The 16,831-nt window shown below is 37.4% G+C and carries 17 protein-coding genes; 12 read left to right on the top strand and 5 right to left on the bottom strand.

The genetic code is table 11. The features are described 5' to 3' along the window. Positions 1-74: 74 nt before the first annotated feature. From ACM40_RS00375 to ACM40_RS00360, 4 genes are all read left to right on the top strand, one after another. On the top strand, positions 75-1,004 hold the full coding sequence (locus ACM40_RS00375) for a 2-hydroxyacid dehydrogenase (protein ID WP_048501667.1): 930 nt from the start codon (positions 75-77) through the stop codon (positions 1,002-1,004). Between the two features lie 213 nt (positions 1,005-1,217). Beyond that, positions 1,218-2,480 (top strand): serine hydrolase domain-containing protein, encoded by a 1,263-nt coding sequence (locus tag ACM40_RS00370; protein WP_048500902.1) that lies wholly within the window; start codon positions 1,218-1,220, stop codon positions 2,478-2,480. 23 nt (positions 2,481-2,503) lie between these two features. Further along, the gene (locus ACM40_RS00365; RefSeq protein ID WP_048500901.1) at positions 2,504-4,264 is read left to right on the top strand and encodes an Ig-like domain-containing protein; all 1,761 of its coding nucleotides are present in this window, start codon (positions 2,504-2,506) and stop codon (positions 4,262-4,264) included. A gap of 4 nt (positions 4,265-4,268) precedes the next feature. Then, positions 4,269-4,727 carry a heme-binding domain-containing protein gene (locus tag ACM40_RS00360; protein ID WP_048500900.1) on the top strand — a complete coding sequence of 153 codons (459 nt, stop codon included), beginning with the start codon at positions 4,269-4,271 and terminating at the stop codon, positions 4,725-4,727. Between the two features lie 37 nt (positions 4,728-4,764). Here the strand turns inward: ACM40_RS00360 and ACM40_RS00355 are convergent, their stop codons facing one another. From ACM40_RS00355 to ACM40_RS00335, 5 genes are all read right to left on the bottom strand, one after another. Further along, positions 4,765-5,277, bottom strand: coding sequence for an NUDIX hydrolase (locus ACM40_RS00355; RefSeq protein ID WP_048500899.1), 513 nt, complete (start codon positions 5,275-5,277; stop codon positions 4,765-4,767). A gap of 40 nt (positions 5,278-5,317) precedes the next feature. Beyond that, a complete protein-coding gene (gene xerD, locus ACM40_RS00350; RefSeq protein ID WP_048500898.1) occupies positions 5,318-6,232 on the bottom strand; it encodes a site-specific tyrosine recombinase XerD in 915 nt (304 codons plus the stop codon). Between the two features lie 9 nt (positions 6,233-6,241). Beyond that, a complete protein-coding gene (locus ACM40_RS00345) occupies positions 6,242-6,664 on the bottom strand; it encodes a deoxycytidylate deaminase (RefSeq protein WP_048500897.1) in 423 nt (140 codons plus the stop codon). 42 nt (positions 6,665-6,706) lie between these two features. Continuing rightward, positions 6,707-7,474 (bottom strand): enoyl-CoA hydratase-related protein, encoded by a 768-nt coding sequence (locus tag ACM40_RS00340; RefSeq protein ID WP_048500896.1) that lies wholly within the window; start codon positions 7,472-7,474, stop codon positions 6,707-6,709. A gap of 104 nt (positions 7,475-7,578) precedes the next feature. Next, complete coding sequence (locus ACM40_RS00335) at positions 7,579-9,066, bottom strand: catalase (protein ID WP_048500895.1); 1,488 nt, start codon at positions 9,064-9,066, stop codon at positions 7,579-7,581. A gap of 132 nt (positions 9,067-9,198) precedes the next feature. On the opposite strand from ACM40_RS00335, the gene ACM40_RS00330 reads away from it, so the two are divergent. The 8 genes from ACM40_RS00330 to ACM40_RS00295 all read left to right on the top strand — a co-directional run bounded on the left by ACM40_RS00330 (position 9,199) and on the right by ACM40_RS00295 (position 16,829). After that, entirely contained in the window at positions 9,199-10,149 is a 951-nt protein-coding gene (locus ACM40_RS00330) for a LysR substrate-binding domain-containing protein (protein WP_048500894.1), read from the top strand. 230 nt (positions 10,150-10,379) lie between these two features. Continuing rightward, positions 10,380-11,660: a methionine adenosyltransferase gene (metK, locus tag ACM40_RS00325; RefSeq protein WP_048500893.1), complete on the top strand. Its 1,281-nt coding sequence runs from the start codon at positions 10,380-10,382 to the stop codon at positions 11,658-11,660. Between the two features lie 81 nt (positions 11,661-11,741). Next, a complete protein-coding gene (locus ACM40_RS00320; protein ID WP_048500892.1) occupies positions 11,742-12,233 on the top strand; it encodes a hypothetical protein in 492 nt (163 codons plus the stop codon). A 198-nt stretch (positions 12,234-12,431) separates the two neighbouring features. Then, positions 12,432-13,022: an RNA polymerase sigma factor gene (locus tag ACM40_RS00315; protein ID WP_034726967.1), complete on the top strand. Its 591-nt coding sequence runs from the start codon at positions 12,432-12,434 to the stop codon at positions 13,020-13,022. 204 nt (positions 13,023-13,226) lie between these two features. Next, on the top strand, positions 13,227-13,922 hold the full coding sequence (locus ACM40_RS00310) for a YjjG family noncanonical pyrimidine nucleotidase (protein WP_048500891.1): 696 nt from the start codon (positions 13,227-13,229) through the stop codon (positions 13,920-13,922). A gap of 169 nt (positions 13,923-14,091) precedes the next feature. Beyond that, on the top strand, positions 14,092-14,541 hold the full coding sequence (locus ACM40_RS00305; protein ID WP_083996753.1) for a PepSY-like domain-containing protein: 450 nt from the start codon (positions 14,092-14,094) through the stop codon (positions 14,539-14,541). A gap of 329 nt (positions 14,542-14,870) precedes the next feature. Next, entirely contained in the window at positions 14,871-15,542 is a 672-nt protein-coding gene (locus ACM40_RS00300; RefSeq protein WP_048500890.1) for a response regulator transcription factor, read from the top strand. Beyond that, entirely contained in the window at positions 15,543-16,829 is a 1,287-nt protein-coding gene (locus ACM40_RS00295) for a sensor histidine kinase (protein WP_048500889.1), read from the top strand. The last annotated feature ends 2 nt before the right edge of the window (positions 16,830-16,831 follow it).

Raw genomic sequence — 16,831 nt, 5'->3', positions numbered from 1 at the left:
CAGCAGGTATTTAAGTAAATCTTTGCGTTTTTTGCGTTAAAGAATATATATCGGTATCATTAGTGTTAAAAAAAATGAAAATTCTCCTTTTAGATAAAAACCATCCTCTCATTACAGAACAGCTTTTGGCTAAAAATTTTGTACTGGAAGAGGATTTTACATCTTCCTACGATGAGGTTTGCCAAAAAATTCAACACTATGACGGAATTATCATCAGAAGCAGGATTCCTTTGGATAAAAACTTTCTGGAGAAAGGGAAAAATCTCAAATTTATTGCAAGAGTAGGAGCAGGAATGGAAAATATTGATATTCCTGTTGCTGAGCAGCTGGGAATTCAGTTGATTAATTCTCCTGAAGGCAACAGGGATTCAGTAGCAGAACATGTGGTAGGAATGCTGTTGATCCTCATGAACCGTCTTTTTATAGCTTCACAGGAAGTGAAAAACGGAATTTGGCTTCGTGAAGAAAATAGAGGAGATGAACTTCTGGGAAAAACAGTTGGCCTTATAGGATATGGTAACATGGGAAAGGCTACGGCGAAAAGATTTTCAGGATTTGGCTGTAAAGTTATTTTTCATGATATTCTTCCCGGAATTTCCGATGAATATGCTGCGCAGGTTAGCCTGGACGATTTGAAGCGGTCTGCGGATATCCTAAGCTTACATATTCCGCTCACTTCCGAAACCCATTATCTTATAGATGAAAAGTTTATTTCAGATATGAAAAAAGACTTTTACTTTGTGAATACAGCAAGAGGAAAAAATGTTGAAACTAAATCTTTAGTTGAGGCTTTGAAGTCAGGAAAAGTAAAAGCAGCATGTCTTGACGTCCTGGAATATGAAAAATCTTCTTTCGAAAATCTGGAAACAGAAAATGAAGATCTGAAATACCTCCTGGAATCCGATAAAGCAATCGTAACGCCGCATATTGCCGGATGGACCCATCAAAGTAAAGAAAAACTGGCACAGGTGATTGTAGATAAAATAATAGACTCATACTGTTAACGAGGCAAAAAGATAAAAGGGCAAAATAGCGGAGCAGCTTATTGCCCTTTAGTTTTTACTAACTTCTCAGTCTTTACCTTTTCGCGATTTTGCCTTTTCGTCCACCCATTATTTTCCATTTCCACTTTTTTATGTTAAATAATTCATAATGTAAGCTTCGGACTGAGAATTTATTTTGAGTTTTATTAAATTGCCACTCATTTTTTGATACTCATGACGACGCGTAATTTTATACTTATTGTAACTGTTTTTTTATCCCTGATTTCCTGTAAAAAAAATGCTGATGGTAAACAAGTGTCAGCTGAAAACCCAACCAATCTTCCGAATTATGGAAACGTAGATCTGAGCAATGTTTTTACCAAGGAAGACAGCCAGCTTGGAGATAAAGGAATACTCACAGGATACATTGATCAATATTATAAAAAGATCTGGGAAGGAGGCGACCTTAGCGGAGGAATTCTTGTTGCAAAAGGAGATGAAATCCTGTACGAAAACTACAGAGGTTTCGGTAGAGAAGGAAACCAGATGCAGATTGATAAAAATACACCGCTGCATGTAGCTTCCGTTTCGAAAACATTGACGGCAATGGCCATGATGAAATTGGTAGAAGCCGGAAAGATTAAACTGACCGACCATCTTACCCAGTATTTTCCGGGATTTCCATATCCGAATGTTACTGTACAGACCCTACTTGACCAGAGAAGCGGTCTTCCGAAATACGAATATTTTATCGCTAAAATACAACCGGCCCCGGCAGAGCTTTCAAAGGCTTTTATTACCAATCAGGATATTCTGAATATGATCATCAAATATAAACCTGAGCTGGCAAGAGATACGGACACCGGTTTTATGTATTGCAATACCAACTTTGCGATGTTAGCTTTACTCATAGAGAAGATCACGAAAACCCCGTTTCCGCAGGCCATGCAGGAGATGGTGTTCAAACCTTTAAAAATGGAACATACCTATATTTTCCAGGAAAAAGATATACCTACAGCTGCCCAGTCTTTTTATTACGGCGGAAACAGGCTGTATCCTCTGGACAGGCTTGATCTTATTTATGGAGATAAAAATGTATATACTACGCCGAGAGATCTTTATAATTTCTCAAAGGCTATGTTTTCAAAAGAATTTTTAAAGCCTGATCTCATGCAGATGGTTTTCACACCTTACAGCAATGAAAAAGCAGGAATGAATAATTACGGACTTGGTTTCAGGATGAAAATCTTTGACAACGGGGAGAAGCTTACTTATCACAACGGCTGGTGGCACGGATCCAATTCAGTTTTTGCCCATCTTCTGAAGTCTAAAGTAACAATCGTAGCCATTGGAAATAAATATTCAGGTAAAGTATATACAGCCCTTGCTTTATCAGGGTTATTCGAGGATTTTCCTGCTCAGAAAGATAAACTGCACAGTGTAATGAACGACAATAAAGATACTTTGAATGCCGGACATGAAGTTTTTGGAGAATAATGTTTAATTTTGCTTAAACATCTATGAAAAGACTTCTTCTATTATTCGTCATCTGTTTTCTTGCCCATTCATGCGCAAGAGTAGGAGCCCCTGTCGGTGGTCCTAAAGACACCATCGCTCCAAAATTTTTAAGCTCGAATATCGATACCACAAGAGTTAACGTGAAAAGAGATATCCGTGAGCTCAGATTGGATTTTGACGAATATATTACCTTAAAGGATATTAATAAGAACCTGATCATATCTCCGCCTATCAAAAATATAAAGCGGATTCTTCCTTCCAATATTGCTAATAAGTATGTAATGATTCAATGGGAAGATACCCTTCAGGCGAATACTACTTACAATTTCAATTTTGGGAATTCCATTGCTGATAATAATGAATCTAATATTCTGCGTTATTTCAATTTTGCGTTTTCAACAGGAGATAAGCTGGATGACCTTTATATAAGCGGTGAAATATCAGATGCGGTAGCCATTAAAAAGAAAGAAGGAGAAAATAAACTGGTTGTGGGTCTCTACCAGATAAAGGATACCATTAACTACAAGCAGAAGCCTTACTATATTACAAAAGTGGATGAGGATGGCTATTACGAGCTTAATTACCTTACCCCCGGAAAGTACAAAATTATTGCCTTTGAAGATGAGAACGGTAATTCCATCTATGATCCGGGAAAAGAAAAAATAGGATTTCAAAAAGAACCTGTAGATGTTGAAAAGTCTGTTTCGGGATTAAACCTCAAAGTATATCCTTCCAAAAAGCCTTTGAAGTATGTTGAAATGAAAGAAAGTCCGGGAGGAGTTATCATGACATTTGAAGGCAATCCTGAGAATGTAAAAGTGGCATCCATCAACGAAAAGCTTCAGGACATCAAAGTGACTCACCGTCCCAAATCCGATACCGTAAAGATATGGTTTGATCCTGTGAAAAGCGATGTAGGGCAGACTGTGACTGAAAATCTTAAATTCAGTTATGATACCGGCAGCAAGCAGGATACGGTTTCCGTTTTCTATAAATACAATAAGAAAAATGCAATGGATCTTGAAAATGATAATGGTGGACCTCTACTGGCTCCCAATTCTGATTTTAAGATAAGATCCGGATATATTATCGATAAGATCAGTCCTGAGAAATGGACTTTAAAAAGCGATAGCTTAACAACACAGGAATTTACCGCAAAAATATCTGAAACAGATCCTTATCAGATTCAGATTCATTCAGATTTTGTAGCGGGTAAAAAATACCAGCTTACAGTTCCGAAAGAAACAGTATCATCCTACTATACTAAAAATGTACAGTCAAAACGTTTTGATTTTGAGGTAGAGAAGGTAGAGCAGTTCGGAAGCCTTGCCTTTACCATTCAAAATGCGCCGGAAACCAATTACTGGATCCAGCTTCTGGATGCTTCGGATAAAGTTATTTATTCAAGATATACCAAAGGAAACAGCATAAAATTTGATATTCTGAAACCGAACGAATATATCGTGCGGATCCTTGTGGATAACAACGGTAATAAATTCTGGGACGAGGCTGATTTTGAAAAAGAAACCTATGCCGAAGATTCCTATGTTTTCTACAAAAAAGCTATTGTACGGCCACTATGGGAAACCAAGGAAGACTGGGACCTGAAAGATACCAGAACCCTCGACAATCCTAAAGGAAATGTTCCTAAACCTGCGGAAGTTCCTATTGCCGGGGAAACGCCAAAAGAAACCGTACAGAAGGAAGTAAGTAAAGAAGTGAAGTCGGAATCCGGAAATGCAGTACTGACCCCGGTAAAATAGTGGTATGAAGACGTTGAAAAAAGTATTATTCTGGACGTTGGTCGCTTTTGCAATGATCCAGTTTATTCCCATTGACAGGGTAAATAAACCTGTCGATACAGCCGTCAACTTTGTTGATACAAAAAAGACCCCGGAAAAGATTAAAGTACTGATAAAAGGAGCCTGCTACGACTGTCATTCCAATGAAACGGTTTATCCTAAATATGCTTACTTTGCGCCAATTTCCTGGTCTGTAAAAAGCCATATTAACGAAGGCAGGGAACACCTCAATTTTTCTGCCTGGGGAACTTATAATAAGGAGCTGAAAGAGAGTATGCTGAGCAAATCTATCCAGACCATTCAAAACAAGACGATGCCAATGCCCGGTTACATTGTCTATCACAAAGAAGCCAATCTCTCTGATGCAGAAAGAACATTGCTGATTCAGTATTTTGAAGCAATGCTGAAATCAAAAACCTATTAAAAAACTCCCACAAAGTCTGCGGGAGTTTAAACAAAAATTATTTCCTGATATATTCCTTAAAAAATCTCTGCTGAGACTTGAAAGCAATATCATTAAGGTTTAGTTCATTCAAAGGAATCCAGACTGCCTCTGATATTTCAGAAAGCTCAAGACTCACATCAAATTTTTCCGGAACATTATACTCATAAAAGAGATCAATTGTATTATAATCAATTTCTTTATATTGGTAAATGTTTGGAAGACTTTTCAGATACTTTAAATTTGAAATATCCACATCAAGCTGAAGTTCTTCAAAAAGTTCTCTTTTACATGTTTCCTCAGCGCTTTCCTTTGGATCTACAAAGCCTCCTGCCAGGTCCAGTTTCCCTTTTTTAGGATCACGGTTTCTTCTGGTAAGGTAGATTTCGTCACCACATCGGATAACAACGGCTACCGCGCCGGCAACATTATTATAGAGGGTAAAACCACATTCAGGACAGCTCCATTTTTTTTCGCCGTCCCAATGCAGGGTTTCTTTGCCACAGCTTGGGCAGTATTTCAATAATTTCATCTGTTCTAATTATTTTTCAAAAGTCAGATGGAACTCCGTTTCATTGAGCAATATTAATATTCCTCGGATGGTAACTCAAAATTACATCCCGAAGCTCTTCTGTCTTCAGATGGGTATAGATCTCCGTAGTGGTAATGCTGGAATGTCCAAGCATTTCCTGTATATAGCGAAGGTCCGCACCATTCTGTAAAAGGTGTGTTGCAAAAGAATGTCTGAAAGTATGTGGAGATATTTTTTTGCTTACTCCTGCTTTGTCTGTAAGTTCTTTAATGATCAGAAATACGATCACTCTGGACATAGATGTGCCGCGGCTATTCAGAAACAAAGTGTCTTCGTATTTTTTATTAATCTTGTTTTTCGAACGTACTTCTTTAATGTAAGTTTCCAAAAGTTCAGCAGTATAATCGGCCAAAGGAACGAAACGTGTTTTGTTGCCCTTTCCGTTTACTTTAATGTACTGTTCTTTGAAATTAATGTTCGAAATTTTAAGGTCAATAAGTTCCGAAACACGTAATCCGCATCCGTAAAGAACCTCAATAATACAATGATTTCTCTTTCCGAGGTCAGAATCTGCCTCAATGGCTGCAATAATCTTATTGATATCCTGCAGGCTTAGAGTGTCAGGAAGATATAATCCCAGTTTTGGACCTTCAAGCAGTGAAGCAGGGTTGTCTTCCCGGTACTCATCTTCAAGAAGAAACTTGAAGAAAGCTTTTATGGAAGAAATCCATCTTGCCTGAGATCTTTCACTGAACTTCTGTTTGGAAAGATTGAAGATATATTCCTGTAAATTTTCGTAGCCGATAGAGTCCGGACCGACATTTTCCAGATCCACTTCGGCGTAATCTTTTAATTTTTTGATGTCTCGAATATAGGCATCGAGAGTGTTTTCTGAAAAATTTCTTTCGAAGCGAAGAAATATTTCAAAATCTTTGATCTTTTCATCCCAAGTCATATTTGTGCTTTATTTTTTTAGTTCACAGTCCGATATTTGTTCTATTTCAATACCATGATTCCTCAAGAACGCTATTCCATCGTCGTCTGAATACTCATTAATATACACAAGTCTTGTAATTCCTGCCTGTAAAATAAGCTTGCTGCATTCTTTGCATGGCGACAGCGTTAAATATAACGTTGCGCCTTCCGCAGACTGCGTGGAAGCGGCCAGCTTTAATATCGCATTGGCTTCCGCATGAAGTACATACCAGTGTGTTTTGCCCTCTTCATCTTCACAGCAGTTTTCAAATCCCGAAGGAGTTCCGTTGTAACCATCTGAAATAATCATCCTATCTTTTACGATAAGAGCTCCAACCTGTTTTCTCTTACAGTAGGAGAGTTTTGCCCACTCCTGGGCCATTTTTAGATAAGCTTTATCAAACTTATTCATACCGCAGCATTAGTTTTTTCGAAATAATTTGGATTAAAAGTCTTAGAAGTTAGGCTTTCTTTTCTCTAAAAAAGCGGAAACTCCTTCTTTCTTGTCGTTCAGTTCAAAAAGTTCCCCGAAATACTTGATTTCAGATTCAAAACCTTTATCCGTGTCCGATAAGTTTACGGCCTGTATTGCCTTTGATATAGCCATTGGTGAGTTACCGGCTATAATACTCGCTAATTCTTTTGTTTTGGTTAATAATTCTTCAATAGGGTATACTTCATTCACCAGTCCGATTTCCTTTGCTTTCTGAGCAGGAATCATCTTGGCAGAGAAGATCATTTCGTTGGCGATGCCTTTTCCTACAAGTTTAGGAAGTCTTTGCGTTCCTCCGTATCCCGGGATTAACCCCAGGGTAACTTCCGGAAGCCCCAGTCTGGCATTCTCTGATGCATATCTGATATGACACGCCATGGCAAGCTCTAAACCTCCTCCTAAAGCAAAACCATTAACGGCTGCAATAACAGGTTTAGATGTATTTTCAATTTTGTTGAACAGGGTATTGTGCCCGTTTCTGGCCAGTTCTTCGGCTTTTTCCTGTCCAAAATCACTGAATTCTTTAATATCAGCTCCCGCTACAAACGATTTTTCACCACTTCCTGTAATGATAATTACCCTGCAGGATTCATCAGCATTAAGTTCGTCCATTGCTGAACTGATCTCCTGAATCGTTTTTGCATTCAAAGCATTTAAGCTTTGGGGACGGTTTATTGTAACAACAGCTAATTGGTCTTCCTTCTCTAATAATATATTTTCGTAACTCATTTTTCCACTATAAAATATTATTTTTCGCAAATTATGAATTTTTTGCAAAAAAAAGGAAAAAATAATACTTTTTTTTCCTTTTAATTGACAAATCCTTCAAAATACTATTTTGAGTGATTCATCATATTTGCATCTATATTGATGTTAAGCTGAGATGCCACTTTCATGCCAAGCTCAATATTAGCCCTGAAAAAGTGGCATAACTGACGGTTGATAATCTCATCTTTTTTCGGTCCGGTAATGCCTCTCATGCTTCCTACTATGTTACTGATTAGATGTTCTCTATCCTCAACGTTCATTGCTTTTGTATACAGAAGCCCGGGTTGTGTGTAATGGTCATCATCATTTTCATTCCTATTGTAACTGGCAACATGGGCACTGTCCAGTTCATATTCATAACTCTTATAGGACAGGTCCGGTTTGATATCATCAAAACTGTTCGGATGATAATTCGGTTTATCCTGATATCCGCTTGAATCTGCCATAAAACCATCTCTCTGATAGTTGTTGACAGCGAAAGGACATCGGTTCACTTCCAGTTGGTGAGCATTTACTCCAACCCTGTATCTGTGAGCATCCGGATAAGAGAATAGCCTTCCCTGAAGCATTTTATCCGGAGAAAAACTTATTCCGTTAATCAGGCTGCTTGGCGAAAATGCGGATTGCTCCACATGGGCAAAATAATTGACCGGAACCTCGTTGAGCTCCATTTCTCCCACTTCAATTAATGGGAAATCACTTTGAAACCATACTTTGGTAATATCAAAAGGATTCCATCTGAAATCTTTAGCCTGCTCTTCAGTCATTACCTGGATATACATCGTCCATTTCGGAAAGTTTCCGTTTTCAATGGCGTCGCAAAGGTCTTCCTGGGCGAAATCCGGGTTTTCTCCGGCCATCTTTACGGCTTCTGCATCCGTAAAGTTTTTGATTCCCTGTTTTGTTTTAAAATGGAACTTTACCCAAACTCTTTCATTCTGATCATTGATCATTGAGAAAGTATGGGAACCGAATCCGTGCATGTGTCTGTAGCCGTAAGGAGTTCCTCTGTCTGACATTAAAATAAGAACCTGGTGAAGGGATTCCGGATTATGGCTCCAGAAGTCCCACATCATTGTGGCGCTTTTCAGATTGGTTTTCGGGACTCTTTTCTGGGTGTGGATAAAATCCGGGAATTTTTTAGCATCTTTAATAAAGAATACAGGTGTATTGTTCCCTACAAGATCCCAGTTTCCGTCTTCAGTATAAAATTTCAAAGCAAAGCCTCTCGGGTCTCTTGCTGTATCTGCACTTCCTTTTTCTCCGCCTACGGTAGAAAACCGGGCAAACATTCTGCATGAGTTCCCTACCTTTGAGAATAATTTGGCTTTTGTATACTTGCTGATGTCATGGGTTACGGTAAATGTTCCGTATGCACCGGTTCCCTTGGCGTGTACAATCCTTTCAGGAATTCTTTCCCTGACGAAGTGCGCAAGGTTTTCCTGAAGGATAAAATCCTGCAGAAGGACAGGTCCTCTCGGGCCTACGGTCTGTGAGTCCTGATGTTCAAAATAAGGAGCGCCATTGCTGAGCGTTAATTTTTTAGAATCCATATAGTTATGATTTGTATGGTTGATTTCCCTTGTAAGCTGTCTTATGCAGACGTATTAAATATCAAATTTACTTGAATTTTTGATTACAAATGGCAAAAACATTTTATCTTTGTAATAGATAATATTAATCAGATGAACATTCAGCAACTGGAGTATCTTATCGCTGTAGATAAGTACAAACATTTTGGTAAAGCAGCTCAGGCATGCTTTATTACGCAGCCTACACTAAGTGCGATGATACAAAAATTTGAGGATGAACTGGATGTGAAGGTATTTGACAGAACTACACACCCGATCCGTACTACAGATGTGGGACTTCAGATCATTGATCAGGCAAAGGTAATTATAGAATCTGTCAATGAGCTGAAAAATAAAGCCAATCTTTTGAATAATATTTTGGGAGGAACCATCAATTTAGGAATCATTCCTACGGTTTCTTCTTTCATTTTGCCGACAGAAATCTTTAAATTTTTGGAAGAAAATCCGAAAATCCAGATGAATGTAAAGGAAATGACCACTGATAATATTATTAAAGCTTTAAAAGCCGGCGAACTTGATGCGGGAATTATTTCCACACCGTATGACTCTGCTGATGAGTTTTACCAGGATTTCCTTTTCAATGAAGAGCTGATGATCTACAGTTCCAATACGGAAGCCAATAAAAAGAACTCTTATGTAGTTCCTGAAGAATTGAATGTAGAAAAGGTGTGGCTCCTTGAAGAGGGAAACTGCTTAAGAAACCAGTTCGAAAATATCTGCCACTTAAAAGAAAATACTTTAAAGCCTAAGAATTTAGATTTCCTGGCCTCCAATATTCAGACCTTGGTGCATATGGTGGATAAAGTAGGCGGTATCAGTATTCTTCCCGAATTGGCATTGAGTCAGCTTTCAGAGGAACAGAAGGATAATGTTTTCAGATTCAAAAAACCTTTCCCTTACAGAGAGATCAGTATCATCTATTATAAGCCGACGTTTAAGCAGAAAATTATTGATGAATTGTCACATTCCATCAAGAACTCTTTAGAGCTTAAACTTAACTATCATGCCAATCCAAAGGAATTTGTAAGCATCAAGCCGCAATGAACTAAGAAGGCTGTAAAGTGATATAAATCATTAATTTTAAGAAAATTATAATTAGTAAGCAAAATCCTTTAGTATTAAAAAAATAGTACTTAAATTTGCGGACGTTTATTAACGAGGAAAAATTTGACCTGATTGCAACCTCTCTAAAAATATGCTAAAACAGTATTCTTTTTCTGGGCAATTATTCTTATTTTTCTTCACTTATTTTAATCTAAAAAACAAAGAATAATATGTCTTATCTATTTACATCTGAATCTGTTTCAGAAGGACATCCGGATAAAATTGCCGATCAGATCTCCGATGCATTAATCGATCACTTCTTAGCATACGATAAAAACTCTAAAGTAGCTTGTGAAACTCTGGTCACTACAGGGCAGGTAGTGCTTGCAGGAGAAGTGAAGTCTGACGCATATCTTGATGTACAGACTATTGCAAGAGATGTAATCAACGGAATTGGTTATACTAAAGGAGAATATATGTTCAACGGGGATTCCTGCGGGGTAATCTCAGCCATCCATGAGCAGTCTCCGGATATTAACCAAGGGGTAGACAGAGCTGTAAATGACGGATCTTTCGAAGCTAAAGCCAATGCACAGGGTGCCGGTGACCAGGGAATGATGTTCGGGTATGCAACCAACGAGACGGCTAATTATATGCCTCTTGCTTTAGACCTTGCCCACACTATCCTTAAAGAGCTCTCTGCATTAAGAAGAGAAGGTAACGAAATTGCTTACCTGCGTCCGGATGCAAAAAGCCAGGTAACCATTGAGTACTCTGATGATCATAAACCGGTAAGAATTGATTCTATTGTGGTTTCTACTCAGCATGATGACTTTGGAACTGAAGAGGAAATGCTGAATAAGATCCGTGAAGACATCAAAAATATCCTTGTACCAAGAGTGGTGGCTCAGCAAACTGAAGAGATCAAAGCGTTATTCAACGATCAGATCAAATATCACATCAACCCTACAGGTAAATTTGTAATCGGAGGTCCTCACGGGGATACAGGTCTTACAGGAAGAAAAATCATTGTAGATACTTACGGAGGAAAAGGAGCTCACGGTGGTGGTGCTTTCTCAGGAAAAGACCCTTCAAAAGTAGACAGAAGTGCGGCTTACGCTACCAGACACATTGCTAAAAACCTGGTAGCTGCAGGAGTAGCGGACGAAGTTTTGGTACAGGTTTCTTATGCAATCGGTGTTGCTGAACCTTGTGGTCTATACATCAATACTTACGGAACTGCAAAAGTAAATCTTCATGATGGGGATATTGCTAAAAAGGTTTCTTCCATCTTCGATCTAAGACCTTACGCTATTGAGCAGAACCTGAAATTAAGAAACCCGATCTACCAGGAAACGGCTTCTTACGGACATATGGGGAAAGAACATTATACAGCTGACAAAACCTTCAATAAAGGTCAGAAAAATGAAATTACCCTTACAGGACTTGAGTTCTTTACATGGGAAAAGCTTGACAAAGTAGATGAAATTAAAGTCGCTTTTGGGATTTAATTTTCTTAAACAATAATAAATAGGCTGCTTTATCTTTGGATAAGGCAGTTTTTTTTAATTTTACACCTTAAATAATTAGAGATGATGAATTTTAGATCGGCAATTACCGTACTTTTTATATGTTTCCTGAGCATGGCGGCAAAGGCACAGTACACCATGCACAAAATGGTTACTGTGGGATACACTTACCAGAATCAAAGCTTTGGAGAATTGGGAGGTAAGCTGCTTTTTCTGAAGAATGATGATGTGATTTACAGGCTGGGAGGGTCTGCTCTCATGGGTTCCACCAATTCCAAATTTGCCATCATGCCCAAATTGCAGGCAGATGTGCTTCTTAACTTTGAAAAAAATGTGGATTTTTACCACTCTTATTATCTTCTGTTGGGCGCAGAAGGAACCAATAAATACATTGCACCGAAAATAGGAGTTACACTTTTCGGGCTTTTGGATCTTACCGGCGGGTATGCATTTCCTATCGGAGACGCCCGTTTGAATGGAAAAGAGCTGAAAGGGTTAAATGTTAATTTAACATTAAATATTCCTACTGTCTTTATTCATGATATGTTTAAGTGATGTTTATTAAATTTTCTTGTAAAAATTTAATAATAGGTTAACAGTTATTAAAAAATTATTATATTTACACCATATAATAATTGTACTGCCTATTGATTTTACTTTACTCTAAAAAACTGTTTTGTATTTACAGCTAGGGCCAGATATAATATCTGGAGAATTGCTGGTCTGCAAATTTTTTTATTATTGAGAAGAGTTATGAAATCAAAAACGGACAGCCTACTAATTTCCCTTTACCAGAAAGGAGACGAAGAAGCCCTATCAGCCCTTATTCATCGTCATCAGCGAGAACTGTTTACATTCATTTTTTACAAAATTAATGATGAAGACCTGGCCAATGATGTTTTTCAGGATACATTTATGAAGATCATCCTGATGCTGAAAGAAGGGCGGTATAACGAAGAAGGTAAATTTATTCTTTGGGCAAAAAGAATCGCACACAACCTTATCATTGATCATTTCAGACTGAAAGCGAAAAACGTGAAAGTTTCAGAAACCACTTTTGAAACAGACGAATATTCTATTTTTGATTTGATCAGAGAACCATCGGAGAATATTGAAGATCAGCTGGTAACCCTGCAGATCCAGGAAGATCTTCTGAGAATGCTTCAGTTTCTGCCACAGAACCAGCAGGAGGTCATTAAACTAAGGTTTTTTGACGGTCTGAGTTTCAAAGAAATTGCAGATCATACCAATATGAGTATCAATACCACATTGGGCAGAGTGCGCTATGCATTGATCAACCTGAGAAAAATCATGGATGAAAATAATATTGTATTGACACGATAGGATAATATTTTTAAAAAATTCACGTTTATAGGAAAACATACTTTCGCCTATGAAAAAAAATGATTCCTTAAAAGTGAAAACTTTGAAACCTAAGAAACAAACAATTGATTTTTTATTGAATTACTCAAAAAGTCTTGAACTGGTAAAAACCAAGAGCAAGAATTTTCCGCTTTCCAAAAATTAAAATAAGTAATTTTGTGCTGTATGAAAATTCAGCACATTTTTTTTGATCTGGACAATACGCTCTGGGATCACCGTAAGAACGCCTATCTTACCATTAAAGATCTTTTTGAAAAGCAGGAAATTACCTTGCGTTATAATATAGATTTCGAAGAGTTTCATTCTGCTTATCATGAAATTAATGAAAGCCTGTGGGAAAAAATCAGGGACGGGATTATTGGTAAGGAATATCTGAGAAAACACCGTTTCTATGATACATTCAAGCGTTTCGGAGTGGATGATGAAGAGCTGTCAGAATATTTTGAAGAACATTTTCTGGATAAGATCCTTAACCACAACGAGCTGGTAGAAGGTGCGGAATACATTCTGGAATACCTGAAATCCAAACATTATACGATGCACGTTATTTCCAACGGTTTCCAGGAAGTAACAGAAAGGAAATGCATCCTCTCCGGAATAGATAAATATTTTAAAACCATTACCAGCGCTGATTCCGTAGGGGTAAGAAAACCCAATCCAAAGATTTTCGAATATTCCTTAGGACTTGCGGAAGCAGGTAAAGAAGAAAGCATTCTGATCGGTGACGACTGGATTGCGGATGTCGTAGGTGCCCAAAACTATGGATTGGATGTGATCTTCTTTGATATTTATAAGGAAAATAAGCAGGAAGAAGGCTTAAAAGCAATTACACACCTTCTGCAGATCAAAGAATACCTATAGTATATACTTTTTACAATCCCGTTTTTTGAATCATTAAGATTAATTAATCTTAATGATTCAATATTTTCATTCTACATTCTACATTTTTCATTATTCTGTCTGTTCCTAATTCTTTCCTAAATTGATTCTGAACTTTGCTCCATAATAAAGACAGAAAAAATTTAGCATTATGAAAAATTTTAGAAAGATCACCGGAGCATTTGTTTTGATTTTCTTATTAACGGGTGGATTTATTTTTGCTCAGGACAGAGCAATTAATCCCAACCAATTACCTAAAACAGCTAAAAATTTTCTTGCCACCCATTTTAAAGGTGTCACTGTAGGATCGGCTATTGAAGACCGTGAAATTTATGGTGTGGATGAATACCAGGTGTATTTGGCTAATGGGATAAAGGTAGAATTTGATAGCAGAGGTAACTGGAAAGAAGTAGACGGAAAACATCATAAATTGCCTCAAGGATTCATACCGGCTTCTATCAGGAACTATGCAGCCAAAAATTTCCCTAATACCTATATCGTTAAGATAGAAAAAGAAAGATGGTCTTATAAAGCCGAGCTTTCCAACGGACTTGATCTTGAATTTGACAGACAAGGAAATTTCAAAAAAATTGATGATTAATCAAATTAAAATATATATAAACCTTAAATCTTGATATCATGGTCAACTGGAATATAATTAGCAACAGAGAGGGAAATAGATCTTCCCAAAGTGTAAGAAAAAGTATGGTTTCTTTTTTAACCAGGCATTATCCATGCAGTGTGGTAGATTTAATTGAAAAGAAATACAACGCTTATAAAATATATCTGATGAGTGGTGTATGCCTCATTTTTGATACAGATGGAAGGCATGTAAAAACACACTAAAAAAGGCTAAGGGTGGAAGATGAGAGCTATTATCTTCCACTTTTTCTGCCTATTTTCATATATTTGATTAGCTAATACTGCGGAATGAAGATATTAATCATAGAAGATGAACCGGAACTGAAAGATACTGTGCAGACTTTTCTGGAGGCAGAGCATTTCGTCGTAGAGTTTGCTCTTACGTACAATGCCGGGCTGGAAAAGATCATTTCGTATGAGTATGACTGTATTCTTCTGGATATTATGCTACCAGACGGAAATGGGATTGAGTTGCTGAAAGAAATCAAGAAGCTTCATAAAAAAGATCCTGTAATTATTTTGTCTGCTAAGGATTCTGTAGATGATAAAGTAGCAGGATTAGAAATAGGGGCAGATGATTATCTGGCAAAACCGTTCCATCTTGCTGAGCTTATGGCGAGAATCCGGTCTGTGATCCGGAGAAAGAATCAGGATGGGGAAAATACAATCACCTATAAAAATATCAGAATTGATCCGGAGAGCAGAACCGTTAAAGTTGATAATGAAGATCTGGTTCTTAACCGTAAAGAGTATGATCTTCTTTATTATTTTGTGATCCAGCCGGAAAAAACACTCCAGAAAACGACTTTAGCTGAAGCCATTTGGGGAGATTATATTGATCAGGCAGACAGTCTGAATTTTATCTACTCACAAATAAAAAATCTTCGTAAAAAGCTGAAAAGCCTCAATGCAGAAGCTGATTTCCAGGCCGTTTATGGGATTGGTTATAAATTTGTTTAGATGAAAGTTTCGTTAAAATACTATACTATCAAATATATGATCGTTATCCTGCTGCTAATTATCGCAGTCTGGGCAGCACTCTTTTATGCCTACATTCTGGATGAAGTGTATGATAATGTAGATGATGGATTGAAAGACAGGAAGATACAGATCATTAAAGCAGTATATCACGATCCTAAGCTATTAAACAGTAAAGATTTCGGATTTAATGAATTTAAGATCAAACCTATTTCTGAATCTGAGTATCAGGCCAAAAACAGACTCTATAACAAGATGTTCTACATGGAATACGATGATAAGGACCAGCCTTACCGGATGCTTGAAACGGATTTCATAGATCAGTTCAGTAAACGCCAAAGACTTGAGATAAGGACATCTACCGTAGAGCAGGATGAATTGGTATATGATCTTACTACAGCTTTAATTGTATTATATATTTTGCTTGTAATCAGTATTGTTGCTGTTAACGGCTACTTATTGAATAAAGCGATGCTTCCCTTCTATGCTATTTTAGATAAGCTTAAAAAATATCAGTTCGGAATTGCCTCCTCGCAGGAACCGCAGAATTATTCCATCAAAGAATTTGAAGAGCTCAATTTGGAAATCGAAGAAATGATTGAGCGTAACGAGCTTGTTTTCCATCAGCAGAAACAGTTTATTGAAAATGCTTCCCATGAGCTTCAGACTCCACTCGCTATTGTGATCAACAAGATTGATTTAATGATTCAGAATGATGATCTTGACAGAAAGAATATGAACTTCCTTACCGAAGTGAAAGGGGACCTCAGAAGAATGGCGGGACTGAACAAATCCCTTCTGATGCTTTCAAAAATAGAAAATAGTCAGTTTAACAAAACTTCTAAAGTTGATTTTAATGAATTAATTTCTGAACTCGTTAAAAGCTATGAAGATTTTATTGAGTTTAAGAAAACTCATGTCAGCATTACCGAAAAAGGATTTTTTGGAGCAGATTTTAACCCTGATCTGGCAGATATTTTACTTTCCAATCTTCTTACAAATGCAGTTAAATATAGCAATGAAAAGGGAATTGTAAATATCATCATAGAAGACAATTTGCTGGTCTTTCAAAATACGGGTCGTGGTATTCCACTGGATGAAGAACAGATCTTCAACCGTTTTTACAAACAGGGTTCAGACCACAGTTCTGCAGGATTGGGGCTGTCTATCATTAGGACCATAATAAAACAATATCCCGGTTGGGATATTGTCTATAAGTTTGAAGATAATATGCATTGCTTTATCCTTTCAAAGAATAATGCTTTGTGATC

It is taken from the genome of Chryseobacterium sp. BLS98 (assembly GCF_001045445.1).
GTDB lineage: Bacteria > Bacteroidota > Bacteroidia > Flavobacteriales > Weeksellaceae > Chryseobacterium.
The sequence above is the reverse complement of the archived record's forward strand: the minus strand, read 5'-3'. Positions and strand labels throughout refer to the sequence as shown.